This window comes from Serratia sp. P2ACOL2 (assembly GCF_003691565.1).
Lineage (GTDB): Bacteria > Pseudomonadota > Gammaproteobacteria > Enterobacterales > Enterobacteriaceae > Serratia > Serratia liquefaciens.
The window spans coordinates 2033199-2057303 of record NZ_CP033162.1 but is presented as its reverse complement, the minus strand read 5'-3'; the positions used below and the strand labels follow the sequence as shown (position 1 = coordinate 2057303).

Below are 24105 nucleotides of genomic sequence, written 5' to 3'. Positions count from 1 at the left end.
GCTTCATATGAAAGGATTTACTCCCTCGCTGCTGGCGCTGTTGATGCTGGGCACCGCGACGGTACAGGCGGCCGATGACCCGCAATTGGCCGCCCGGCTCCTGCACGGCGAATATCTGGCGCGTGCCGGTGACTGCGCCGCCTGCCACACTGCCCCTGGCGGTGCACCCTTTGCCGGCGGCCTCAAAATGACCACGCCAGTGGGGGCCATCTACTCCACTAACATCACCCCGGACAAACAGACTGGTATCGGCGAATACAGCCTGCAGGAGTTCAGCGACGCATTGCGCAAAGGTGTCGCCCGCGACGGCACCCGACTCTACCCGGCGATGCCCTATCCCTCTTTTGCCAAAATCAGCGATGAGGATGTGCGCGATCTGTACCTGTATTTCACCCATCAGGTTCACCCCGTGGCGCAACAGAATAAAGACAGCGATATTCCCTGGCCGCTGAATATGCGTTGGCCGCTGGCAATGTGGGATCTGGTGTTCCGAGAGGACGGAACTTACCAGCCGGATGCCACCCAAAGCGCCGAATGGAATCGTGGAGCCTATCTGGTGCAGGGGCTGGGCCACTGCGGAAGTTGTCATACGCCACGCGGTATTGGCTTCCAGGAGAAAGCGCTCAACCAAAGCGACAGCGCCTATCTGAGCGGCGGTACGCTTGAAGGCTGGCATGCCGCCAACCTGCGGGCGGATGCGGTAATCGGTTTGGGCAGTTGGAACGCGGAAGATATCACCCGCTTTCTGAAAACCGGCCACAACAACCGATTTGCCGCTTTTGGCTCGATGGTTGACGTGGTTCAGGACAGCACGCAATACCTGAGTGATGAGGACCTACGCGCTATCGCCGGCTATCTGCAATCATTACAGGCAGATAATCAGGAGAAGCCATTGCTGCAAGACGGCAGCACGGCTGCTCTGCTGGCAAAAGGGGATGTCAGTCGCCCGGGCGCTCAAGCCTATCTGGATAATTGCGCCGCCTGCCACCGCAGCGACGGGCAGGGCTACCGTGATACCTTCCCGCAGTTGGCACACAATCCGGCGCTGTTAAGCGATGATCCTTCCTCACTGATCAGCATTGTTATCAATGGTTCCCGTACCCCCATAACCGTTGGTGCCCCTACAGGGTTGACCATGCCGGACTTTGGTTGGCGGTTGAACGACCAGCAAATTGCCGAACTCGCGACTTTCGTACGCAGCAGTTGGGGCAATCATGCGCCGCGAGTTACCGCTGCCGAAGTGCAGGAGATCCGTAAAAACAGCGTCAGCAAACCGACCCATCCTTAACATTTGCGGGCCCGGCATCCGGGTCCGGTTCTCTCATCGCAGCCTCTTCCGTTTAAGTTTGGTTTAACTTTCCCTCGCCATTGTTTATCCAACGTTTATTTGACCTTGTCGATAATGACAGCGAACTAAATATCGATAGCGCTTATTTCCTGCCAAGGTTCTGCGTCCCTTGCGGTAAGAGCCGGTTATACCTACCATAACGTCAAGATCACGATCGGATGGCTTAGGTTGTCGCACGCTATCCCTCACACGCTGCTGAGCGTGTTACCTTTACTGCGTGGGTGACAGGATGTTCACCCGCCGATCCACAGGAGTTCGCCATGCGAGTACTGGTTGTTGAAGATAACGGTTTATTACGCCACCACCTCTCCGTCCAGATGCGTGAAATGGGCCATCAGGTTGATGCGGCAGAGGATGCCAAAGAAGCCGATTATTTCCTGCAAGAGCATGCGCCTGACATCGCCATTGTCGATCTCGGCCTGCCGGGTGAAGACGGCCTGAGCCTGATCCGCCGCTGGCGCGCCCACCAGATGAAGCTGCCAATCCTGGTGCTCACCGCGCGTGAAAGCTGGCAGGACAAAGTGGCGGTGCTGGAAGCCGGTGCCGACGACTATGTGACCAAGCCGTTCCATCTGGAAGAAGTGATTGCCCGTATGCAGGCGCTGATGCGCCGTAACAGCGGTTTGGCCTCTCAGGTGATCGTATTGCCCCCGTTCCAAATCGACCTTTCGCGTCGCGAACTGAGCGTCAACGAACAGCAGATCAAACTGACTGCGTTCGAATACACCATCATCGAAACCTTAATCCGCAACGCCGGCAAGGTGGTCAGCAAAGACTCGCTGATGTTGCAGCTGTACCCGGATGCCGAACTGCGCGAGAGCCATACCATCGACGTACTGATGGGCCGTTTACGCAAAAAATTGCAGGCCGAATACCCTCAGGAAGTGATCACCACGGTTCGTGGTCAGGGCTATCGTTTTGATGCGAAATGATCGCCATGTTCAACAAGGGTAAAAAACCTTTCTCACTGCGCGCCCGCTTTTTGATGGCCACCGCTGGGGTGATCCTGGCGCTCTCGCTGTCCTATGGTCTGGTGGCGGTAGTCGGTTATATTGTCAGCTTCGACAAAACTGCCTTTCGCCTACTGCGCGGTGAAAGTAATCTGTTTTTCAGCCTGGCCCAGTGGAAAGATAACAAACTCACCATTGCCATTCCGCCCGATATCGATCTCAACTTCCCAACCCTGGTGTTTATTTACGACGATAAAGGCAATCTGCTGTGGAGCCAGCGCCAGGTACCCGAGCTGGAAAAACGCATCAATAAAGAGTGGCTGGAAGAGTCCGGCTTCTACGAAATCGATACCGATACCCGTATCAGTAGTGAAGTGTTGGGCAACAACCCCAAGGCGCAGGATCAGCTTAAAGACTATGACGACAACGACCAGAACGCCCTGACCCACTCAGTGGCGGTCAACACCTACGCGGCCACCGCGCGGCTGCCGGCTTTGAGCATCGTGGTGGTCGATACCATTCCGCAGGAATTACAACGCTCCGACGTGGTATGGGAATGGTTCAGCTACGTGTTGCTGGCCAACCTGCTGCTGGTGGTCCCCTTGCTGTGGCTGGCGGCCTACTGGAGCTTGCGTCCCATCAAGGCGCTGGTGAATCAGGTTGGTGAGTTGGAAAACGGCGAGCGAGAACAACTCGACGAAAATCCCCCCAGCGAGCTGCGTGGGCTAGTACGTAACCTGAATATTCTGGTGCGCAACGAGCGCCAGCGTTACACCAAATACCGCACCACGCTTTCCGATCTGACCCACAGCCTGAAGACGCCGTTGGCGGTGTTGCAAACGACGCTGCGTTCATTACGTACCGGTAAGCAGACCACGATCGAGGAAGTCGAGCCGATCATGTTGGACCAGATCAGCCGTATTTCTCAGCAAATCGGTTACTACCTGCACCGGGCCAGCATCAATTCGGGGCAAACGGTGCTGACGCGCGAGATCCACTCGGTCCCAGCGCTGCTCGACAGCCTGAACGTAGCACTGAACAAGGTGTATCAGCGCAAAGGTGTGGTGATCACGCTGGATATTTCGCCGGAAGTGACCTTTATGGGGGAGAAAAACGACTTTATGGAAGTGATGGGCAACGTGTTGGAAAATGCCTGTAAATACTGCCTGGAGTTCGTTGAGATCACCTCCCTGCACTCCGACAAATACCTTACTATCGTCATCGATGACGACGGGCCAGGCATTCCGGAAAGCAAGCGTGAATTGATCTTCCAGCGCGGCCAGCGGGTAGATACGCTGCGCCCTGGTCAAGGATTGGGATTGTCGGTGGCGGCGGAGATTATCGAACAGTACGACGGTTCCATTACCATCAGCGACAGCCCGCTTGGCGGCGCTCGCATGCAGGTCACTTTCGCCCGTCAGCACGATTCCCATCATCACGAGTAAATTCTGTCGCTCTGGCCCCGATCCACGGGGCCAAACTTCCGTTATAATCGCACTCAGGCTCACTCCTCTATCCTGGAATAGAACATGGATTATCAATTAGATCTGGACTGGAACGACTTTTTGCAGCGTTATTGGCAAAAGCGTCCAGTTATTCTGAAGCGCGGCTTCAAAAACTTTATCGATCCGATCTCCCCGGATGAGCTGGCCGGACTGGCGATGGAGAACGAAGTGGACAGCCGTCTGGTCAGCCACCAGGACGGTCGCTGGCAGGTTGCGCACGGCCCTTTCGAGAGCTTTGATCACCTGAGCGAAAACAACTGGTCGCTGCTGGTGCAGGCTGTGGATCACTGGCATGAACCTTCCAGTGCGCTGATGCTCCCGTTCCGTAAGCTGCCTGACTGGCGAATGGACGATCTGATGATCTCGTTCTCGGTCCCGGGTGGCGGCGTTGGCCCGCACCTCGATCAGTATGACGTCTTTATCATTCAGGGTACCGGCCGCCGTCGCTGGCGCGTGGGTGAAAAAGTGCCGATGAAACAGCACTGCCCGCACCCGGACCTGCTGCAGGTTGAGCCTTTCGACGCCATCATCGATGAAGAAATGGAACCGGGCGATATTCTGTATATCCCACCGGGCTTCCCGCATGAAGGCTACGCGCTGGAAAATGCGCTGAATTACTCGGTAGGTTTCCGCGCCCCGAACGGCCGCGAGTTGGTCAGTGGCTTTGCCGACTACGTGCTGGCCCGCGAACTGGGCAGTAAGCGCTACAGCGATCCGGATATTCAGTTGCGTGAGCATCCGGCAGAAGTGCTGCCGCAGGAAGTCGATGCGCTGCGCCAGATGATGGTGGATTTGGTTCAGCAACCTGAACACTTCCAGCAGTGGTTCGGCGAGTTTATCTCCCAGACCCGTCATGAGCTGGATGCTGCGCCGCCGGAGCCGCCTTATCAGGCCGGTGAAATCTACGAACTGCTGCAACAGGGCGAGCCTTTGCAGCGCCTTGGTGGCCTGCGCGTACTGCGCATTGGCGACCAGTGCTTTGCTAACGGTGAACTGATGGATACCGAGCATCAGCAGGCTGCCGATGCGATGTGCCAGAATTTCAGCGTGGATGCCGCCAAGCTGGGCGACGCGATCGAAGATCCTTCGTTCCTGGCACTGCTGACCTCGTTGGTCAACAGCGGTTACTGGTACTTCAAAGACTGAGGCATGGCCTTTAGCGACCAGAGCCACCCGCGTTTCGGCGGGTGGCTTTTTTATGCCCGCAACGCCCTGGTCTGATAACCGTCCAATTCGGCGTCCGACATGCCAGCCTGGGTTGCCGCAGCACAGATCTGCCGCCAGCTGTTGTCGTCTATCGGGATCCCCTGCCGCAACCGCGCTTCACGGTTGGCATCTTCCCACTCACCCGGCACTTCAATCGGTTGGCCGTCACTTGGCGGTGAAGCCTTCACCCAATCGATAAAGGCCTCGGCCTCGGTTTGCATCTCTGGCGCGTCGAAGGCTTCCGGATTGAGGATGATGGTGGTCATGCAGTTGAAAATAGCATCGCTGTTGGATTTCACCGTCGCCGCATGAGTAGTGCGGCCACCGGACAGCGCACCGCCGAGGATTTCGCATAACGTGGCTAACGCATAACCCTTATGGGCACCGAAAGGCAGCAACGAGCCATACGGCTGTTCGTGCATCACCTTGGGTTCCGTCGTTGGCTGGCCGTGTTGGTCGATCAGATAACCCGGCGCGACGCTCAAACCTTTGTTGTAGGCCACGCGGGTTTTACCAAACGCGATGCCGCTGGTGGCAAAATCCAGCAGCAACGGTTTTTTATCCTTACGGGGAAAAATAACGCAGAAGGGGTTGGTGCCGAAACGACGGTCACTGCCGCCGAACGGTGCCACCATAGGATCGCCCACCACATTGACGAAATGGATAGAGATAAAACCGGCTCGCGCACACTGCTCGGCCCAGTGGCCAATGCGGCCAATGTGATGTGAGTTGTGCAACGCCACCGCAGCCAGCCCCAACTGCCGGGCGCGCTCTATGCCTTTTTCCATCGCCTCACAGGCGACGACCTGGCCAAAACCCTGTCCGCCGTCCACCGTCAGCACCGCTCCGGCATCGCGTACCACTTTGGCATGAACGTTAAGCTGCAAATGCCCCTGTGCCAATGACGACATATAGCTGGGGATCATGCCTACGCCGTGGGAATCGTGCCCGGCCAGATTCGCCTGAACCAGGTGATCCGCCACCCGCGCGGCCTCCTGCTCGGTACTGCCGGCGTGGCGCCAAATAGCCTGCACAAACTGCTCAAGACACTGGCGATCGATACGGTGCTCGGTACTGCTCATGATACGGCTCCTTGTGCTGGAAATATATCCTACACTAGGAGCAAATCATTGTTACGGCAAGCAATTATACTCAATCTCATCGAGGTTATTTGGCGCGTTCGGCGGTCAGCGCGGCGATGCGCATAATAACCGAAACCGCCTGTTCCATCCCTTCCAGCGACACAAACTCATGCTTGCAGTGGTAGTTATATCCGCCGGTGAACAGATTTGGGCAAGGCAAGCCGCGAAACGACAGCTGAGCGCCATCGGTACCGCCGCGAATCGGCTTCATGATCGGTTCGATATCACAATCACGCATTGCCTGCTGTGCCAATGCAATCACATGCGGATGCTCTGCCACCTGTTCCCGCATGTTGTAATAGCTGTCTTCAATCGTGACTTCAATATAACAATCGCGCGGCAGACCTTTGCCCACCTGTTGAGCGACCTCTATCATCCGGCGTTTACGTGCCTCAAAACCCTCACGCTCAAAATCACGCAGGATGTACTGCATCTCGGCGCGTTCAACGCTCCCCTTAAAGCTGCTGAGGTGGTAGAACCCCTGATAGCCGCTGGTGGTTTCCGGGGTTTCATCCGCCGGTAACGCCTGCTGAATACGCGTCGCCAACGACAAGGCATTCACCATCACCCCTTTGGCGCTGCCCGGGTGGACATTGTTACCGACAATTTTCACCGTCACCGATGCTGCGTTGAAGTTTTCGCACTCCAACTCACCCACGCCGCCACCGTCCACGGTATAGGCCCATTCGGCATCGAACTGCGCCACGTCAAACAACCGCGCCCCTTTCCCCACCTCTTCATCCGGTGTAAAGGCTACGCGGATATCGCCGTGTGGAATGTTGCGCTGCTGCAGTCGCACCATGGCGGTCAGGATTTCGGCGATGCCCGCCTTGTCATCGGCACCGAGCAGCGTTTTACCGTCGGTGGTGATCAGCGTCTGCCCCAACATCTGGTGCAGGATCGGGAACATCACTGGCGACAGCACTTCATCACCAATGCCCAAGGCAATATCGCCGCCGCGGTAATTTTCGACGATCTGCGGGTTGACGTGCTTACCGGTAAAATCCGGTGAAGTATCCAGGTGGGCAATAAAGCCTATCGCCGGCACGGGCCAGGTAACGTTCCCCGGCAAGGTGCCCATCACACAGCCATGCTCACTGAGCGACACCCGTTCAAACCCCAGTTCAATCATTTCCTGCTGCAACGCACGCGCCAGCTTCAATTGCCCGTCGGTGCTCGGCACATGTTTGACGTTCGCTTTAGATTGCGTGTCGAATGAGACGTAGTTAAAAAAGCGATCAAGTAGTTTATCCATGGTATCCGCCCTCAGAATTTCGCGTTTCATTATGCGGAACCGATCGAGATCAAATATTGAGACAGGTCATTTTTAACCAGATTTAACGGAAATCATTAATTCTTGTGGTGTTTGATATGTCGCCTCCTCCCTTGGTGTACCGTCCATCTTACCTTTCACTCCCCCCCTTATGTGATCCTCTTCACGCCTGGTACCGGTTGTCAGTCATTGACCACCGGTACCTTTTTCCGGCGGCTGATTGCATCGCTAAATCATTCCACCTATAACTGGTTTAAGGCAGGGGTTGCCGCATTCAAAATCATTTTTATTTCGCCATACCAGGGAGTATTACCAGCAACGTCGTTATCCACTAAAATATAAAAAAGGAACTGCCATGAAAGATATTATTGATAATATCTTAAGCAAGCTGCAGATTTTCTCCAAAGCCATGATGGGGCCAATATTCTTTCTGCCGGTAATTGGTCTGATTCTGGCATTAAGTTCTATTCTCACCAATGCCACGCTGGTGAATGAAAACTCCGGCGTATTTCATATCGGCAAAATGATCGGTGATACCTTTTGGCCGCTGTTTGGTAATCTCGGGCTGATTTTTTGCATCGGTATTACCTACGGCCTGGCGAAGGATAAAAAAAGCGAAGCGGCGCTGGTTGCCGTGATGTGCTTTATTATGTTCCTGGGCGCCAACTCATCCTATCTGCAATTAAGCGGTCACATAGCGCAGAAAATCAATGGGGAATATTACGGCACCGGACAAACCGAACTGCTGGGCTTTACCGTGGTGGATATGGGCATTTTCCTCGGCCTGATCCTCGGTGTCACTATCGCCTGGGTGCACAACAGATTGTGTAACGTGGAGCTGAACGGCGTACTTTCCGTCTATGGCGGTTCCAAGCTGGTGCTAATCGCCATGACGCCGGTGATCATGCTGTATGCCGTCGGTTTCAGCTACCTTTGGCCGGCCATTTCACACGGGCTGATTTCCCTGACCGGCTTTATGAAAAGCTCAGGCTCGCTCGGGGTCTTCGTCTATGGCTTTTTCGAAAAATTCCTGATCCCCACCGGTCTGCATCATTTTATCTGGTCGCCGTTTCAGTTGACCAGCATCGGCGGTTCAATTGTACAAGACGGCCATACTGTGTCGGGCTCGCAGGCCATTTTCCTCGCTTATATGCGCGACCCGAGCATCTCCCCGCTGATGAACGAGGCACTGCGCTTTTCGCAACAGGGCATGGTGACCATTTTCGGCCTGTCAGGCGCTGCGTTGGCGTTCTATCACACCGCCAAACCGGAGAAAAAAGTGCTGGCCAAGGCGATATTGATCCCGGCCATCACCACTTCCATTCTGGTAGGCATAACCGAACCGATCGAGTTCACCTTCCTGTTTATCTCACCGTTACTGTGGGTGATACACGCAGTGCTGACCGCGCTTTCGCAAGTTGCGTGTAACCTGTTCGACGTTCGACCCTGGGGTGCCAGCGGCCTGATCGAATTCCTGGTTTACAACCTGCCGTTACCGGTCGCCCTCACCCGCTGGCCACTGTACGTGGTGATTGGTCTGGTGCAGTTCGCGGTGTATTACCTGGTGTTCAAAACCCTGGTGCTGAAGCTTAATTTAAAAACGCCGGGCCGTGAGGATGACGACGGGGTCAAGCTCTATTCCAAACAGGATTATCAGAACAGCAAAAATACACCCAATGAGTTAAGCGGGATTATTATTCGTGCCCTGGGTGGCAAAGAAAACATTATTTCCGTCGACAACTGCTTCACCCGATTACGCGTCGAACTAAAAGACATGCAATTAATTGATGAGGCCGCATTAAAAAGTACCGGAGCAAAAGGCGTGGTGAAAAGCCGGCGTGAAGTCCAGGTGATTTATGGTGTCACCGTCGGAAAAGTGAAGAGTCAGGTCGAAAAAAATTTAGCAGCATTATAACTTTATTTATTGGGAGAAAATTCATGAAATTAACCGTTCTGGGCGGCGGTGGCGTACGCTCACCGTTCCTGGCCAAGTCCATTGCCTATAACGCCCACCGCATCGGCGTCACCGAAGTGGTGTTTATGGATACCGATCGGGAGAAATTGGCGGTCTACGGCGCCATCGCACAGGGTGTCTTCGAGCGTATCCGCAGCGACATCAGGTTCAGCCTGAGCAGCGACGCCCATCAGGCGCTGAGCGGAGCCGATTATATCATCACCACCCTGCGTATCGGCGGTGAAGAAGGCCGCATTCATGACGAACGTATCGCACTCAATCATCAGGTCCTGGGGCAAGAAACCACCGGTGCCGGCGGTTTTGCCATGGCGATGCGTTCTATTCCGGCAATAGTGGAATATTGTCGGCTCATAGAACAGGTGTCATCACCGGACGCGGTACTGTTCAACTTTACCAACCCTTCCGGCATGGTGACCGAAGCCATCATCAAATCCGGCTTCAAACGCAAGGTGTACGGCATTTGCGACGCCCCCAGCGAGTTTATCCGTGAGCTGGCGGAACTGCTGGGCTGTCGTGAGTCCGAGCTTAGCGTCGACTGCTTTGGGCTAAATCACCTGTCATGGTTCCGCAATGTGCGGGTCAATGGCCAGGAGGTTAGCGAGCAACTGCTGGCCGACCCACGCCTGTACCGTGATACCTGCATGAAATATTTCTCGCCAGAGCTGGTCGCGCTGTCCGATAACCTGATGCTCAATGAGTATCTGTATTACTACTATTACCGGGAACAGGCGATCGCCGCCATCGTCGATGCCGGAGAAACCCGTGGCGAACAGATTGCGCTGATAAACCAGCAAATGCTGGCCGACCTTGCCAGGCTGGATATCGCCACGCAGCTGGATCAGGCTTTCAGCGTCTATTTCGCTCACTATCTGACGCGGGAAAACTCCTACATGCAGCGAGAATCCAGCCAGGGTAAAGTCAAAGAGCGTGAGATGCTGACGCTCCAGCAGTTTATCGAACAGCCTGACAGCGGCGGTTATGCCGGGGTGGCGATAGACATTTTGGAAGCGGTAAATAACGGCCAGCAAAAACGCGTGGTGGTGTCGATGCAGAACAACGGGACGCTCGACTTCCTGCACCCGGAAGACGTGATTGAAATCAGCTGCGAACTCAGCAACGCGGGCATTCACCCGGTAAAAATGAATGATATTCCCGACACCCAGAAAAACCTGATCTCCCAGGTCAAAGAGTACGAACGCCTGGCGGTTGCCGCCATTCTGGAAGGGGACCGTCAGAAGGCCATCAAGGCACTGATGGTGCATCCGCTGGTCAACTCTTACTCGCTGGCAAAAACGCTGGTTGAAGAGTACCTGCAGGCTCATCACCAGTATGCCAAGCATTGGCATTAAGCAGGGCTGAAACGGCGCAGGCCTCAACGGCTGCGCCGTTCAAACCAGGCTTTGATCAGGTTCTCAAATCCCAGCAGGCAGTGGCCGAAAAACGGGTTGGGATAGTAAATATCGTGGTCGTACTTTTGCCGGTCCTCATAAATAAAGGTCATATCGGCCTGCTGCGCCAGCGGGCTGTTTCCGTCGCCGCAAAACGCCGCCAGCCGGATATTATTGCGTTTCACCGCGTCGCTCCAACTCAGCGCCGAGCTGCTGTTGCCCGATTTTGAAATCACAATCACCATATCAAACCGGAAACGCATCTCTCGATCGAGGATCTCGAAATCCGGCCACAGCGACAGGTAGCTGTCGATGCCCAGCGTCATAAATTTGTTGTACATGTACTGCGCCACCAGCTGCGAGAAACCGCTGCCGTGGATCAGGATTTTGCCGCTGTCGAGCAGATCAAGGAATTGGGTCTGCTGTTTTAAGCTGGCCGGTGCCGTCGGCTGCGGCTGCTCCTGAAAAGCCGGAGCCATCACCAGGTTGAACTTGATGAAATACACCAGTTCCAGATAGCCGCGAAAGCCCAGCTTTTTCGCCAACCGCACCAGGGTCGAGGGTGAACTGTGGCAACGAACGGAAACCGCACGGATACCCTCGTCAATGCAGGCGTCCGGGTTGTCGAAGATAGCGTTGAGGATGGTGAGATCCGTTTTGCTCAGATCCGCCTGGCTGAATACCTGCTTGAAATTCACCGTCGCCCCTGCTCATTTAACCAAAGAAAGGCCGGCGTCAAACGGCCGGCCAGTTACCCGAGTCAGACAGCGCATTGACCTGGGCTTAAGGCCTATCAGCCCTTTCAACTTTCCCTACCAGGAATTTGTGCACAAAACGTGGTACCACCGCGCTGGCCTGGCCGTAGTGTTTTTCATCAAACTGACTTTCCACCTGGCTGGGCTCCAGGTTGAGCTCCATGGTATGCGCCCCACCCAGCCGCGCTTCATGCACAAAGCCCGCCGCCGGATAAACGTGGCCCGAGGTGCCGATAGCGACAAAGAAGTCGGCCTTGGCCAGCGCCTGATAAATTTCATCCATGCCCAGCGGCATTTCGCCGAACCACACCACGTGTGGGCGCAACGGGGCCGGGAATTGGCAACAATGGCAGCGGTCGTCCACGCTAAGGTCTTCGGGCCAGTCAAAGACCTGCCCGGAGCTGGTGCAGCGTACTTTCAACAGCTCACCGTGCATATGCAACACCCGCGAGCTGCCTGCGCGCTCATGCAGGTTATCGATATTTTGCGTTACCAGCAGGAAGTTATCCCCCAACCAGGCTTCCAGATCCGCCAGGGCACGATGCGCAGCGTTAGGCGCAATGTCCGACGATTGCAGCTGACGACGGCGTTCATTGTAAAACGCCTGTACCAGCTGTGGATCGCGCTGATAACCTTCCGGCGTAGCAACATCCTCCACGCTATGATCTTCCCACAACCCGTCCGCCGCCCGGAAGGTACGAATACCCGACTCAGCCGAGATCCCGGCGCCGGTCAACACCACGACAAACGGCTTTTTCAGCTCGGCCGCCGCCATGGTATCGCGATGAAAAATCCGCGAACGAAAGCGCTGATGCAGCACATGCTTACTCTTGCGAAACTGACACAGCCGATGACGAGTGTGCATTAACTCTCTCCTTACTTTTCCCTGTTAACCAAATTGAGGAACGCCGCCCCGCGTACGCCACCGGCGTCCCCGTAACGGGCTTTTTCAATTCGTGGCAGCTTGGCCACGCGCAACACATGCGCCGGCAAACGCTGCGGTAACGCCTGGTAAATAGCGTCAAAATTCGACAAGCCACCGCCAATCACCACCAGATGCGGATCGATGATAGTCAGCAGATTGCCCAGGCATATCGCCAGGACGTCCATGAAACGTTCGACATGAGCCACCGCCTGCGGCTCACCTGCCTGATAATGCGCAATGATCTGCTGCGCAGGCAAGTGCTGCTGGTAAAAGTGGGCGTACATCCACTCAAAACCGCGGCCAGAAATGTAATTTTCGATGCAACCCTGATGACCGCACCCGCAAGGAACGCGAGGTATATCACGTCCCAACACCTCCAGCGCATCCACCGGCAGACGGAAATGACCAAATTCACCGGCGATATAGTTACGCCCGGAGAGCACCTTACCGTCGACGATTAGCCCGCCGCCTACCCCGGTACCGAGGATAATGCCCAGCACCGTCGGATAGCGACGAAACTCCTCGTCCCAGGCCTCCGACAGCGCAAAGCAGTTGGCGTCGTTATCGATGCGTACGTCACGGCCAATCAACTCGGCCAGGTCATGCGGCAAGCGCTGGCCCATCGCCGCCGGGACGTTGGCGGTGAAAACCGTACCGTCATCGTCGTTGGGCAGACCGGGAATACCGATACCTACCATGCCTTTCTGGCCACAAAACGCATCCGCTTCAAACGTCAGATCGCGCAGCGTCGTCAGCAGTTGTCGATAATCCTCACGTGGCGTCGGCACCCTTTTTTGCCAGATACGCTGCAGATCTGCATCGAACACGCCCAGCTCAATCTTGGTGCCGCCCATATCGAAACCGTAGTACATAACCCACCCTCAGGCTAAAAAAAGGGGCGGCATCTCTGCCTCCCCTGATTTTCATTATTGTCCGCTCAACACTCGCGCCGGATCGATACGGCTGGCGCGCCTGGCCGGATACCAGCTGGCCAACAGGCTGAGCACTAGCGCGGTCACCAGTACAATCACCACGTCCAGCCAGTGCAGCTCAGAAGGCAGGAAGTCGATGAAGTAGATATCTCCCGACAGGAATGAATGCCCCATCAGCTTTTCCAAGCCTTTGATGATGTTGGTCAGCTGCAGTGAGGCGATAACCCCGACCACTACGCCGCTGAGGCTACCCACCAGCCCGGCCAGCAGGCCGTACCAGATAAATATGGCGCGGATAAAACCGTCTTTGGCCCCCAAGGTGCGCAGTACGGCGATATCACCACTCTTGTCCTTCACCGCCATCACCAGCGTGGAGACAATGTTAAAACAGGCCACGCCGATCACCAGCACCATCGCCAAATACATAATCGCGCGGATCATCTGGATATCGCGGTACATATAGCCGTAGGTGCCGATCCAACTCTTGATATACACGTAGGAATTGGTGACTTCACCAGCGTCGCGCACCAGCTTGTTGGCGGCAAACACGTCGTTAACCTTGATGGCAATACCGGTGACACTGTCCCCCATATCCAGATACTGTTGGGCATCGGCCAGTGGCACCATAGCCAGACTGTGATCGAGCTGACCGCTGAGCTGCAAAATCCCGGTGACGTGTAAACGAATGCGCTTCGGTTGCAACAGCTTCATCTGCGGGTCGCTGTTGGGGATCATCACCGTCACATAGCTGCCCTGCTTGACGCCCAAAGCGTCGGCGACGCCCTTGCCGAGGATCACCTGTTGCTCACCGCTTTTGAAATTGGCCCAGGCGTCGCCCTGCACATATTTCGGCAGCGCGCTAAGCTGGTTTTCCTGCTGAGGATCCACCCCTTTCACCCCGACCGCCCGCAGCTGTGCGCCGTTTTCCATCAGACCGGTAAAGTTGATATAGGGAGCGGCGGCCAAAATGCCGGGTACTTTCTCCACCCGTTGCAAAATTGACGACCAGTCTTTGAACGGCTGCTTCACCGGCTCTATTTCACCGTGCGGCACCACCGCCAAAATGCGATTTTTCAGCTCGCGCTCAAAACCGTTCATGGCGCTCAGGCCGACGATCAGCACCGCCGCGCCCAACGCGATACCTATGGTGGAAATCACCGAGATCAGCGACACCATGCCGCCGCGCTTGCGCCCACGGCTGAAGCGCAGGGCCGTCAGAAACGAAAGTGACGCTCCCGCCATTACTCAGCCCCCAACAGCGTCAACTGGGCCTGCAGATGGCCATCGGCCATTTCCAACTGGCGGCTGAGGCGCTTGGCCAACTGCAAGTCATGAGTGACCACCAGAAACGCAGTGCCCTGGCGCACGTTCAATTCGCCGAGCAGATCGAAAATGCTGTCGGCAGTGCGTTTATCGAGGTTACCGGTAGGTTCGTCCGCCAATACCAGCGACGGGTTATTGACCAGCGCACGGGCAATCGCCACGCGCTGACGCTCACCGCCGGAGAGTTCTGACGGCCGGTGCTTGCTGCGCTTTGCCAGCCCGACCGCCGTCAGCATTTCCAGCGCCTTTTCCTGCGCCTGCGCCGGTTTCATCCCGCCGATCAGCAAAGGCATCGCGGCGTTTTCCAGCGCGGTAAAGTCAGGCAACAGATGATGGAACTGGTAGATAAAGCCCAACTGGCGGTTACGCAGCTCCGCCTTGGCGGCCGATGACAGGGTATTCAGAGACTGCCCTTTGTAAATCACCTCGCCGGAGGTTGGTGAGTCCAGCCCACCCAGCAGATGCAGCAAGGTACTTTTACCGGAACCCGAGCTGCCGACAATCGCCATCATCTCGCCCGGCTGCATGGCAAAGCTGACATTGCGCAGTACGTCGGTATGCAGGTTGCCTTCCTGATAGGTCTTGCACAGGTTGTCGCACTGCAACAAAAGATGGTTACTCATAACGTAAAGCCTCAGCGGGTTGTACGGCGGCAGCGCGCCATGAAGGGTAAAGCGTGGACAACAGAGACACCGCCATCGCCGCTACGGCGATAATCGTCACCTGTAGCGGATCCACCGCCACCGGCAGCGATGCGCCGTCAATCAAAGCGCCGAGGATCGGCATCAGGTTATTCAGGTTGCTGGCCAGCAACACGCCCAACAGCGTACCGAGCAGCGAGCCGATAATGCCGGCGCTGGCGCCTTGCACCATAAATACCGACATGATCTGTCGACGCGTCAGGCCCTGGGTCTGCAGAATGGCAACTTCGCCCTGCTTCTCCATCACCAGCAGGCCGAGTGAAGTGATGATGTTAAAGGCCGCGACGGCCACGATCAGGCTAAGCAACAGCCCCATCATGTTTTTCTCCATACGCACTGCCTGGAACAGCTCGCCCTTGCGCTCGCGCCAGTCTTTCCACTCGGTGCCCTGCGGCAATTTCTGTTGGCTGAGAGTATCGACCGTCAGCGGCTGCTGCAGGAACAGGCGCCATCCGGTGATATTGCCCGCCGGGTAGCGTAGCAGACGTGAGGCATCCTGCTGATTGACCAGCATCTGGGTGCCATCCACTTCGCTGTTGGCATGGAAGGTGCCGACCACGGTAAACAGGCGTTGAATAGGGATGCGGCCCATCGGCGTGAACTGGCTGGCGCTGGGCACCATCACCCGCAGCGGATCGCCGCGTTTTACGCCAAGTTGCCCGGCCAACTGCTCGCCGATAATGATGTTGTACTGGCCCGGCTGCAACAGCTGCTGCTTGACGTTGACCAGGAACGGCGTCAAAGGATCGGCTTCGTCCGGATTGACCCCCAACATCACGCCGACCGCCACGCTGCGAGCGCTTTGCAGCACTACGTCACCGGTGGTCAGTGGCGCTACGCGGCTAACGCCCTGCAGGCTTTGTACCGCCGATGCCGGGATCTGCTGAGGGTTGATCGAGCCCTGTGGGCTGGTGATCAACGCCTGCGGCATCAGACCGAGTATGTTGTTTTCCAGATCCTTTTCAAAACCGTTCATCACCGACAAGACGGTGACCAACGCCATCACCCCCAGCGTAATGCCGATGGTGGAAAGCCAGGAAACAAACCGTCCGAAGCGGTCTGATGCCCGCCCGCGCATGTAGCGCAGGCCAATGAATAACGCGACAGGTTGATACATGAAATCCGTTTTGTTGCCGTAGCTTAAGCAAAGTGATCAAGGATAATAAAGGCTATACCCCGTTTAGGGAACCACCCTGACGCCTTTTATTCCGTCGATCGCGCCAGCGGCAGCACGTCACCCGGCATCGCGCTTTAACAGGTTGTAAACCGAGACCCGGGAAATCCCCAGCGCCTCCGCCGCCATGGTGGCTGCCCCCCGCAGTTGCAGATAGCCCTGCTGCTTTAGTTGCTGGATCACCTGAACACGCTGCTCAGACGTAAGCGCGCGCGGTGCAGTGGCATGCGAAGCGGCAAAGTTGTTGATCACTGAAGCAATGTCGGACAGTGAGCGAGCCCCTTCATCCGCCGCCTGCGGCGTGCTCTGTACCACCGCGGTCAGTTGTTGCAGGATGGCGTTGACGCTGTTGAAGATTGAAACGTCCAGGTTAAGGCAGATTGCCGCCACGTAGACCCCCTGGCTGTTGCGCAGACCAATGGAGGTGCTCTTGGCCGGACGCCCATCCGGGAACGCATTGGCATAGTTTTGCACCACGTCCGGAAAATCCGGCGAGGCAATACGCTCAAGCCCCATTTCACTGGCGGCATCGCCGATACTGCGGTTCGACAGGTTATTGGCGATGCTGACGATGGCATGATTCGGTTGCGTCAGATCGTGCAATACCACTTCACAGCTGGGCGCAAACATCGCGCCCAGTGCCTGAACAATTTTTTCCGCTTCGCGCAACAGCAGCGCATTTTCCTGCCTGAGATCGCTCATAAACTTAACCATTTGACAATAACTTTACAAAGAGTAAATTAAAATAATCGGGTAATCAATCAACCTTTCACCAGACGAGGTCGCCATGAGTTCAACGCCCCACTGCATCACCGCCGCCGATATCTCTAACGCCGCCGAAATCCTGGCAGGACATGCCCTGCGCACACCGGTCATGACCTCGCAGCAGGCCGACAACATCGCCGGGGCGCAGCTGTTCTTCAAGTGCGAAAACTTCCAGCGTGTAGGCGCCTTCAAGTTTCGTGGCGCGTACAATTCTATTGCTCAATTGAGCCCGGCGCAGCGCCAGGCTGGCGTGATTGCCTTCTCTTCCGGCAACCATGCGCAGGCAATGGCATTGGCGGCACGGGAACTGGGGGTCAAGGTGACCATAGTGATGCCGCACGACGCACCGGCAACCAAGCTGGCAGCAACGCGCGGCTACGGCGCCAACGTCGTGATTTATCAGCGTCACAGTGAAGACCGTGCTGCCATAACTCAACGGCTGGCAGCAGAACAGGGGCTGACGATAGTGCCGCCTTATGATTACCCGCAGGTCATCGCCGGCCAAGGCACCGCTACCAAAGAGTTGATTGAGGAAGTCGGGCCGCTGGACGTTTTGTTGGTGTGCACCGGCGGCGGTGGTTTGCTGGCGGGCAGCGCGGTGGCGGCACACCACTGGTCGCCCGGGTGCCGCGTTTTCGGCGTTGAACCACAGGCAGGTAACGACGTTCAGCTGGCATTCCGTAGCGGCCAGCCGGTCCAGATCCCGGTGCCAAAAACCATCGCCGACGGTGCGCAAACGCAGCAGGTGGGCACGCTGACGTTCCCGATCATTCAACAGTATGTAGAAGATATTTTAACGGTCAGCGACCAGCAGCTGTGCCGACAGATGCGTTTCTTTATGGAACGGATGAAAATGGTGGTCGAGCCCACAGGCTGCCTGGCCGCGGCGGCGGCGATGAATTCACTGCTCGACCTGCGGGGCAAAAAGGTCGGGGTGATCGTCAGCGGCGGCAACGTCGACGTTGATAAAATCGCCGACTATCTTGCCATGGGCGCGCAGGAATAACGCCGCATTACGGGCACCACAACCTTCAATCTCTGGTCTATGGCTGAGTCATCGGGGCGAATTTATTCGCCCGCTAACGTTACTGGAGCGACTAATCTGCCTGCAGTACATTTGAAAGTCGCCGCTTGAAAGACGACGGGTTTCGCGCTTTTACCTATGTCAGTTTATGGCTCAGTGGGCTAGTATTACCGGGTAAAGGCGCGTTGTAATCTGTGCCGGGCGAAATTTAACACATTGATTAAAGATACCTTAATGAGCACCTCCGATAACCCTAACCGTTCTTCATCGTCATCCTCCCGTTATTCCCTGCCTGAACGCGCAGGCGATTTGCGCCAGTTGGGGCAGCTGACCGGCTCGGCCTGCGCCGTGGAGTGCGCCGAGATCGTCGAACGTCATAACGGGCCGGTGATGTTGATCGCCCCGGACATGCAAAATGCCCTGCGGCTGCGCGATGAAATTCAGCAGTTTACCGACCAGATGGTAACCACCCTGTCCGACTGGGAAACCCTGCCTTACGACAGCTTCTCGCCGCATCAGGAAATCATCTCTGCCCGTCTGTCGAGCCTGTACCATCTGCCGACCATGGCCCGTGGCGTAATTATTCTGCCGGTCAATACCTTAATGCAGCGCGTTTGCCCGCACGAGTTTCTGCACGGCCACGCGCTGGTGATGAAAAAAGGCCAGCGCCTGTCACGCGACAAACTGCGCGCCCAACTGGAACAGGCCGGCTACCGCAGCGTCGATCAGGTGATGGAGCACGGTGAGTTCGCCACCCGCGGCGCGCTGCTCGACCTGTTCCCCATGGGCAGCGAAGAACCCTACCGCATCGATTTCTTCGACGATGAGATCGACAGCCTGCGCACCTTTGATGTCGACAACCAGCGTACGCTGAACGAAGTCGAGGCCATCAATCTGCTGCCGGCCCATGAATTCCCTACCGACAAAAACGCCATCGAACTGTTCCGCAGCCAGTGGCGCGAGCAGTTTGAGGTGCGCCGCGACGCCGAACATATTTATCAGCAGGTCAGCAAAGGCACCTGGCCGGCCGGTATCGAATACTGGCAACCGCTGTTCTTCAGCCAACCGCTGCCGTCACTGTTCAGCTACCTGCCGGAGAACACGCTGATCGTCAATACCGGCAATCTGGAAAACGCAGCCGATCGTTTCTGGCTGGACGTTAACCAACGCTACGAGAGCCGCCGGGTCGATCCTATGCGCCCACTGCTGGCGCCGCCAAGCCTGTGGCTGCGGGTTGACGAGCTGTTTAGCGAATTGAAAGCCTGGCCACGTATGGCGCTGAAAACCGAAGAGCTGCCCGCCAAAGCCGGCAACACCAATCTGGATTATCGCACCCTGCCTGATCTGGCGGTGCAAGCCCAACAGAAAGCGCCGCTGGACAACCTGCGTCGTTTTACCGAAAGCTTCGACGGCAGCATCATTTTCTCGGTGGAAAGCGAAGGCCGCCGTGAAACGCTGCAGGATTTGCTCGGCCGCATCAAGCTCAGCACCGCCTTGATCCAGCATCTCGATCAGGCCGAGCCGGCTGGTCGCTACATGATGGTCGGCGCCTCCGAACGCGGCTTCCTCGACGGCATGCGCAACCGGGCGCTGATCTGCGAAAGCGATCTGCTCGGCGAACGCGTTAGCCGCCGTCGCCAGGACAACCGTCGCACCATTAATACCGATGTGCTGATCCGCAACCTGGCGGAGCTGCACCCTGGCCAGCCTGTGGTGCACCTGGAGCACGGCGTCGGGCGTTACGTTGGCCTGACCACGCTGGAAGCCGGCGGCATCAAGGCCGAATACCTGATCCTGGCCTACGCCGGCGAAGACAAACTCTACGTGCCGGTCTCTTCATTGCATCTGATCAGCCGCTACGCCGGCGGTGCGGACGAAAACGCCCCGCTGCACAAGTTGGGTGGAGACGCCTGGACGCGCGCACGGCAAAAAGCCGCCGAACGGGTGCGGGACGTTGCGGCGGAACTGCTGGATATTTACGCACAGCGCGCGGCCAAAACCGGCTTCGCCTTTAAACATAACCGTGAGCAGTATCAGCTGTTCTGCCAAAGTTTCCCGTTTGAAACCACCCCAGATCAGGAGCAGGCAATCAACGCCGTGCTGAGCGACATGTGCCAACCCCTGGCCATGGATCGTCTGGTCTGTGGCGACGTCGGCTTCGGCAAAACCGAAGTGGCGATGCGTGCCGCCTTCCTGGCGGTAGAAAACGGCAAGCAGGTGGCGGTGTTGGTGCCAACCACCCTGCTGGCGCAGCAGCATTTTGACAACTTCCGCGACCGCTTCGCCACCTGGCCGATCCGCATCGAGATGATGTCGCGTTTCCGTAGCGCCAAAGAGCAGCAACAGGTGATGGACGATGCCGTCGACGGTAAGGTAGACATCATCATCGGTACCCACAAACTGCTGCAGAGCGATCTGCGCTGGAAAGATTTGGGGCTGCTGATCGTCGATGAAGAACACCGCTTCGGCGTTCGCCACAAAGAGCGCATCAAGGCGATGCGTGCCGATGTGGATATTCTGACGCTCACCGCGACGCCAATCCCGCGTACGTTGAATATGGCGATGAGCGGCATGCGTGACCTGTCGATTATCGCTACCCCACCGGCGCGTCGTTTGGCGGTGAAAACCTTCGTGCGCGAATACGACAGCCTGGTGGTGCGCGAGGCTATCCTGCGTGAAGTGCTGCGCGGCGGTCAGGTTTATTATCTGTATAACGACGTGGAAAATATCGAGAAGGCGGCGGAAAAACTGGCTGAGCTGGTGCCAGAAGCGCGTATAGCAATTGGCCACGGCCAGATGCGCGAACGCGATTTGGAACGGGTGATGAACGATTTCCACCACCAGCGCTTTAACGTACTGGTCTGTACCACCATTATCGAAACCGGTATCGATATTCCCAGCGCCAATACCATTATCATCGAACGCGCCGATCGTTTCGGGCTGGCGCAATTGCATCAGTTACGCGGTCGCGTCGGACGTTCTCACCATCAGGCCTATGCTTATTTGCTGACGCCAAATCCGAAAGCCATGAGCACCGACGCGCATAAGCGGCTGGAGGCCATCGCGTCACTGGAAGATCTGGGCGCCGGTTTTGCCCTGGCTACCCACGATCTGGAGATCCGCGGCGCGGGCGAATTGCTGGGTGAAGATCAGAGCGGCCAGATGACCACCGTCGGCTTTTCGCTGTACATGGAACTGTTGGAAAGCGCGGTGGATGCACTCAAACACGGGCGCGAACCTTCGCTGGAAGATCTTACCAGCAACCAGACCGAGGTGGAGCTGCGCATGCCGGCCCTGCTGCCAGATGACTATATCCCAGACGTCAACACGCGCCTGTCGTTCTACAAACGCATCGCCAGCGCGAAAAACGACGCCGAGCTGGAAGAGTTGAAAGTGGAGTTGATCGACCGTTTCGGCCTGCTGCCTGATGCGGCGCGCAACCTGCTGCAAAGTGCGACGCTGCGTCAACATGCACAGAAGCTGGGGATCAAGCGCATCGAAGGTAATGAGCGCGGTGGTTTTATCGAGTTTGGTGAGAAGAATCGGGTCGATCCGGGCTATTTGATTGGCCTGTTGCAAAGCAACCCGCAGATCTATCGCCTGGATGGGCCGACCAAGCTGAAGTTTATGCTGGACCTGACCGACCGCCAGAAACGCCTTAAGTTTACCGAGGAACTGCTGACCGCATTCCGCGAACATACTCTGGCGGCCTGACCTATCCCCCTCCTGAACCTTCAGGAGGGGTTATTCCTGCCGAAAACCAGCACCCAGCGGGGCAAGCTGCATCAGCCTGCTGCAGACCACCCGATTTTTCCCCTGCCGCTTGGCGTCATACAGCGCCTCATCCGTGACCTCTATTGCCTTGTCCAACGCCATGCCGGGCAGGTATAACGACGCACCGATAGAAACCGTGATACGTGCCTCGACGTCTTCATCCAGCAAAAATAACGTCGTTTCCACGCTGCGTCGTATGCGCTCCGCCACACCGCCAATCACCGTCGGATCATAACTGGCGGTGATCACGATAAATTCCTCACCGCCATAACGACCGACGAAATCCTCACTGCGCACGCTGCTTTGCAACAGTTGTCCGACGCGAGCCAGCAGCAGGTCGCCGGCCAAATGGCCGTAGGTGTCGTTGATTCGTTTGAAATTATCCAGATCGAGGATCATCAACCCGCAGGGGCTGCGCTCCGCCTGCTGCTGGATGAGTCGATAGTCTACACTAGCGCGATTATTGATATGGGTGAGGCTGTCGGTGGTGGCTTTATCACGCATAGAGAAATAAGCGTGGATATGGCGCTCTTTGAAATTCAGCCCGTGGAAGCATATTGCCAGACACAGGGCCGAGACCGCCTGATACAACAACACATCTCCCCATAGCGCGCGTATATCTGCCAATAACCAGACCACTCCGATACGGTACAGCGCAATGATGCCAATGGTGAGATAAAACACCCGATTCGACTTTCTCAACCACACACGCGACAACAGCAATGGAATGATGATCGAGCCGATAAACAGATTATCGACGGTCAAGCCTCCCGTAAATGCCAGCGACATCAGGTAGCAGACCAGTCCACTGACCGCCCCGCCATAAAAGGTCACCAGTATCATCGGGATCATGGCAAAGCTGAAATGCAGGTTACCGCTCAACTCCAGCCGGTCCTGATTGAGAAACAGCACCGCCAGCCCGGCAAGCAGGCCAAAGACTATACGCCTCCATCCTTCGGACTGATAAGAAAAAGGCGCATTTTTACTGAGGGCAAAATAGCTGACGGACAGCGTGGCATAGGTAATGCAGGCGTCACTATACAGGGTGGGTATTGACGCGACGTAAGTCATAAATATTCGATAGGCTCCACGGAATCGACAGGGGGATTTAGCGACGAATTTTGAGCATTCCCTGTCTCATCCATTTCGGCATCGTACATATTATTACTCAGGTTAATAATAGATTAGCAGTTCTATGTTATTTCCAAGGTATCTATCCCATAAATTCTGTTCAGGATAATCTGTTGGCAACCAATAAAGGGGGCGACCATGAATATCGATGATGACTTGCATGTGCTTAGCGAACAAGAAACCGCGTTGACCTTCAGCCATTTTGACCATAACACCGCCTGGGAGCTGGGCTCTGCATTGAAATCAGCGGCCGAACAGCGCCGCCTGTCGATCGCCATTGAGATCCAGCTCGCGGGGCAAACGCTGTTTTATTACGCCATGCCCGGCACTACCCCCGATATCGCCGATTGGGTACGGCGCAAACGCAATGTGGTGAAGCACTTCCACAAGAGCTCTTACGCGATTGGCCTGCGCCTGCAGCAACGACAATCGACCCTGGAAGAACGCTATGGCCTGAGCGTCAGCGATTACTCAGCACACGGTGGCGCCTTCCCGATCAATCTTGGTGGCGTGGGCTGCATTGGCACCATCAGCATTTCTGGCTCACCCCAGTTGGAAGATCACAATCTGTTGGTCGGCACCCTGGCGCATTTTCTCGGATTATCCCTACCGGCGGTTCACTAAGCGGTATAACCTGGCCTATTCTTTCTGCGCAGGCCGCCTGACCCGCGGCCTGTCTGTAACTTGTCATTTATCCCGTCCCTGAAAGAGTATAAGTCTGATTTTCCGAAGTGCATTGATGTATATCTAGGAATCGCCGCCACAACAGGCGTATGGTGTCTATCAGCTATTCGAGACGGACCGCATCCGGCCC

The 24105-nt window shown here is 56.3% G+C and carries 19 protein-coding genes; 9 read left to right on the top strand and 10 right to left on the bottom strand.

Features of this window, described 5'->3' with window-relative positions; all coding sequences use genetic code 11:
- Positions 1–7 precede the first annotated feature (7 nt).
- The 4 genes from EBA31_RS10090 to EBA31_RS10075 all read left to right on the top strand — a co-directional run bounded on the left by EBA31_RS10090 (position 8) and on the right by EBA31_RS10075 (position 4949).
- Positions 8–1288, top strand: a complete 1281-nt coding sequence (locus tag EBA31_RS10090; RefSeq protein WP_122078705.1) for a cytochrome c — start codon at positions 8–10, stop codon at positions 1286–1288.
- A gap of 320 nt (positions 1289–1608) precedes the next feature.
- A complete protein-coding gene (phoP, locus tag EBA31_RS10085) occupies positions 1609–2280 on the top strand; it encodes a two-component system response regulator PhoP (protein ID WP_020826469.1) in 672 nt (223 codons plus the stop codon).
- Between the two features lie 5 nt (positions 2281–2285).
- Entirely contained in the window at positions 2286–3743 is a 1458-nt protein-coding gene (phoQ, locus tag EBA31_RS10080) for a two-component system sensor histidine kinase PhoQ (RefSeq protein WP_041415330.1), read from the top strand.
- Positions 3744–3827: 84 nt separating this feature from the next.
- Complete coding sequence (locus tag EBA31_RS10075) at positions 3828–4949, top strand: cupin domain-containing protein (protein ID WP_046373817.1); 1122 nt, start codon at positions 3828–3830, stop codon at positions 4947–4949.
- Positions 4950–4999: 50 nt separating this feature from the next.
- Here the strand turns inward: EBA31_RS10075 and EBA31_RS10070 are convergent, their stop codons facing one another.
- The gene (locus EBA31_RS10070; protein WP_122078702.1) at positions 5000–6091 is read right to left on the bottom strand and encodes a malate/lactate/ureidoglycolate dehydrogenase; all 1092 of its coding nucleotides are present in this window, start codon (positions 6089–6091) and stop codon (positions 5000–5002) included.
- 85 nt (positions 6092–6176) lie between these two features.
- Positions 6177–7406, bottom strand: a complete 1230-nt coding sequence (gene pepT, locus EBA31_RS10065) for a peptidase T (protein WP_046375051.1) — start codon at positions 7404–7406, stop codon at positions 6177–6179.
- A 373-nt stretch (positions 7407–7779) separates the two neighbouring features.
- Here pepT and EBA31_RS10060 point away from each other — a divergent pair, with 373 nt between their 5' ends.
- Together EBA31_RS10060 and EBA31_RS10055 are read left to right on the top strand one after the other, a co-directional pair.
- Positions 7780–9339: a PTS transporter subunit EIIC gene (locus EBA31_RS10060; RefSeq protein ID WP_122078699.1), complete on the top strand. Its 1560-nt coding sequence runs from the start codon at positions 7780–7782 to the stop codon at positions 9337–9339.
- A gap of 23 nt (positions 9340–9362) precedes the next feature.
- Positions 9363–10748: a glycoside hydrolase gene (locus EBA31_RS10055; RefSeq protein ID WP_122078696.1), complete on the top strand. Its 1386-nt coding sequence runs from the start codon at positions 9363–9365 to the stop codon at positions 10746–10748.
- A gap of 23 nt (positions 10749–10771) precedes the next feature.
- On the opposite strand, the gene EBA31_RS10050 is transcribed toward EBA31_RS10055, so the two are convergent.
- From EBA31_RS10050 to EBA31_RS10020, 7 genes are all read right to left on the bottom strand, one after another.
- A complete protein-coding gene (locus EBA31_RS10050; protein ID WP_116690697.1) occupies positions 10772–11485 on the bottom strand; it encodes a MurR/RpiR family transcriptional regulator in 714 nt (237 codons plus the stop codon).
- An 85-nt stretch (positions 11486–11570) separates the two neighbouring features.
- On the bottom strand, positions 11571–12407 hold the full coding sequence (gene cobB / locus EBA31_RS10045; RefSeq protein ID WP_122078694.1) for a Sir2 family NAD+-dependent deacetylase: 837 nt from the start codon (positions 12405–12407) through the stop codon (positions 11571–11573).
- Positions 12408–12418: 11 nt separating this feature from the next.
- The gene (gene nagK / locus EBA31_RS10040) at positions 12419–13339 is read right to left on the bottom strand and encodes an N-acetylglucosamine kinase (protein WP_122078692.1); all 921 of its coding nucleotides are present in this window, start codon (positions 13337–13339) and stop codon (positions 12419–12421) included.
- A gap of 54 nt (positions 13340–13393) precedes the next feature.
- Positions 13394–14641 (bottom strand): lipoprotein-releasing ABC transporter permease subunit LolE, encoded by a 1248-nt coding sequence (gene lolE / locus EBA31_RS10035; RefSeq protein ID WP_122078690.1) that lies wholly within the window; start codon positions 14639–14641, stop codon positions 13394–13396.
- Positions 14641–15345, bottom strand: coding sequence for a lipoprotein-releasing ABC transporter ATP-binding protein LolD (gene lolD / locus EBA31_RS10030; RefSeq protein ID WP_020826458.1), 705 nt, complete (start codon positions 15343–15345; stop codon positions 14641–14643). The genes lolE and lolD overlap by 1 nt, the downstream gene beginning before the upstream one ends.
- A complete protein-coding gene (lolC, locus tag EBA31_RS10025) occupies positions 15338–16540 on the bottom strand; it encodes a lipoprotein-releasing ABC transporter permease subunit LolC (protein WP_044549980.1) in 1203 nt (400 codons plus the stop codon). Before lolC ends, lolD begins: the two co-directional genes overlap by 8 nt.
- 117 nt (positions 16541–16657) lie before the next feature.
- Positions 16658–17299 (bottom strand): transcriptional regulator, encoded by a 642-nt coding sequence (locus tag EBA31_RS10020; protein WP_048760668.1) that lies wholly within the window; start codon positions 17297–17299, stop codon positions 16658–16660.
- An 85-nt stretch (positions 17300–17384) separates the two neighbouring features.
- On the opposite strand from EBA31_RS10020, the gene EBA31_RS10015 reads away from it, so the two are divergent.
- Together EBA31_RS10015 and mfd are read left to right on the top strand one after the other, a co-directional pair.
- Positions 17385–18368 carry a threo-3-hydroxy-L-aspartate ammonia-lyase gene (locus tag EBA31_RS10015; RefSeq protein WP_122078688.1) on the top strand — a complete coding sequence of 328 codons (984 nt, stop codon included), beginning with the start codon at positions 17385–17387 and terminating at the stop codon, positions 18366–18368.
- A gap of 252 nt (positions 18369–18620) precedes the next feature.
- Positions 18621–22100, top strand: coding sequence for a transcription-repair coupling factor (gene mfd / locus EBA31_RS10010; protein ID WP_122078686.1), 3480 nt, complete (start codon positions 18621–18623; stop codon positions 22098–22100).
- A 30-nt stretch (positions 22101–22130) separates the two neighbouring features.
- Here mfd and EBA31_RS10005 read toward each other — a convergent pair whose 3' ends face one another.
- Positions 22131–23231: a GGDEF domain-containing protein gene (locus EBA31_RS10005; protein WP_122078684.1), complete on the bottom strand. Its 1101-nt coding sequence runs from the start codon at positions 23229–23231 to the stop codon at positions 22131–22133.
- 198 nt (positions 23232–23429) lie between these two features.
- On the opposite strand from EBA31_RS10005, the gene EBA31_RS10000 reads away from it, so the two are divergent.
- Positions 23430–23915 (top strand): heme-degrading domain-containing protein, encoded by a 486-nt coding sequence (locus tag EBA31_RS10000; protein WP_116690702.1) that lies wholly within the window; start codon positions 23430–23432, stop codon positions 23913–23915.
- Positions 23916–24105: the final 190 nt, after the last annotated feature.